This is a genomic window from Catenulispora sp. GAS73 (assembly GCF_041262085.1).
Classification (GTDB): Bacteria; Actinomycetota; Actinomycetes; order Streptomycetales; family Catenulisporaceae; genus Catenulispora.
In genome coordinates, this window is sequence record NZ_JBGCCM010000094.1 from 1 (window position 1) to 1,702 (window position 1,702).

The following is a 1,702-nucleotide window of genomic DNA, read 5'->3' on the forward strand; positions in this document are numbered from 1 at the left end:
CTAGAAGGCTGCTGAAGATCTTGTTGTGAGGGGTGGTTCCGGTTCTGGGGCGGCCCCTGGTCATGTGGTGGCCAGGGTCCAGCGGTTGTCGGTGTGGTTGAGGCCGAGGTTGACCAGGCGGCGGAGGTTGAGGGCGGCGGCGCGGTGGTGGAGCCAGGTGTTGTTGGCGATGACGCCGCGGTGTCGGACCCGGCGGTTGCCGCGGCCGACCAGCCAGGCGATGGCGCGTTCCACTGGTGGCCGCCAACGCCGGTACTCGGCCTGCCAGGCGGGGTCGGTCGCGGCTTGGTCACGGGCGGCTTTGAGTAGGTCGAAGTCGGGATGGACGCTGAAGGTGCGGCCGGTTTTGGACTTCGTGCACCGCTCGCGGAGCGGGCAGTGGTGGCACAGGGCCTTGAACTGGGCCTGTCGGCTTCCGTCGGCGTGTGGCCGGCCCAGTGCCCGGACGTGGCCGGCCGGACAGGTGACAGTTCCACCGGCGGTATCGACGACGAAGTCGGCGATCGTGAACCCGCCGGGGATCGGCTGCCGTAGTGGCGGCGGTTTGAGCACCAGGTGGTGGCCGTCGGCTTCCAGGGTCCGGCGCAGCTCGGCGGTGCCGTAGGCGGTGTCGCCCAACACGGTCAGCCCGGCATCGTCATCGGCCAGCAGGCCGGCGGCGATGGCGGCCTCGTGGTTACCGGTGCCGAACCCTGCGGTGAGCGCGACCTCGGTGAACAGCCCGACCTCGGGCTCGAAGGCGACGTGGGCGCGGAAGCCCTCCTGGTGCCGGGTGCGGTTCTTGTGGATGTGCCGTGCTTCGGGGTCGACCGTCGATACCGTGCGGTCAGGCACGGTGCGCTGCGCGATCCGCCAGCGTCCGTCGCGTCCGTCGGAGTCCTCGGCCGGTTCCACGTCCTGCCCGGCGACCAGGGCCAGCAGCCCCACCGCGTCAGCCGCCGCGGGCCCCAGCTCGACGTCAGGCAGGTGGCCCAGCAGGTTGAGTGCGTCGCGCACCAGCGCGTCGACCAGATCGGCCCGGGCCGCGGCGTCGTTCCAGGCGATCGCCGGCTTGCCGGGGTCGGTGTAATCATGCGCGGTCAGCAGCCCCTCAGCGGTCCCCGCCGCGCCGGGCACCTGGCGGATCACCCGGCGGATCGCGGAGATGATCTGGGTGACGGTGTCCTGGGTGGCCACGGCGTCATCTAGCACCGTGGAGTCCAACGCCCGCCGCATCTTGCCCTTGAGTACGCCGGTTGCGACCACGACCTGCTTCACCGCAGTGAACAACCGCATCGGATCGGACGAGCGGGACAGCCTGCGCCGGAAGTACGTCAGCAGCGAGTCATCGAAGGCCGTGTCGTACAGCCCCAGCCCACACGCGGCCTTCCATCGCAGGTCACAGCGAAGCATCTGCACCGTGTCGAAATCCGACAACCCGTGCAGGCTCTGGAGCACCACGGTCGCGGCCAGCACCTGCGGCGGCATCGACGGACGGCCGTTGACCGAGGGGTACATATCGGTGAACATCGATGCCGGGAACAGCGCCTGCCGATGCTCGGCCAGGAACGCGAACACGCTCCCAGCCGGGATCAGATGCCGACAGGTCTCCCACACATCCGGCCCGACCAGCTCACCGGTCCACTCACCCTGCATAGAAGCAGTCTGGCCCCGTCAACAAAACGACGAGGCCAGAACCAAACATCTTCAGCAGCCTTCTAGA

Annotated in this window: 1 protein-coding gene; it reads right to left on the reverse strand. The window is 69.0% G+C overall.

Annotation, left to right across the window (positions count from 1 at the left end; all coding sequences use genetic code 11):
* Nucleotides 1-60: 60 nt before the first annotated feature.
* On the reverse strand, nt 61-1,635 hold the full coding sequence (locus ABH935_RS50825; protein WP_370385235.1) for an IS1182 family transposase: 1,575 nt from the start codon (nt 1,633-1,635) through the stop codon (nt 61-63).
* Nucleotides 1,636-1,702 lie beyond the last annotated feature (67 nt).

Coding starts and splice junctions, on each gene's coding strand:
- ABH935_RS50825 (WP_370385235.1), bottom strand. CDS start 1,635: ATGCAGGGTGAGTGGACCGGTGAGCTGGTCGGGCCGGATGTGTGGGAG.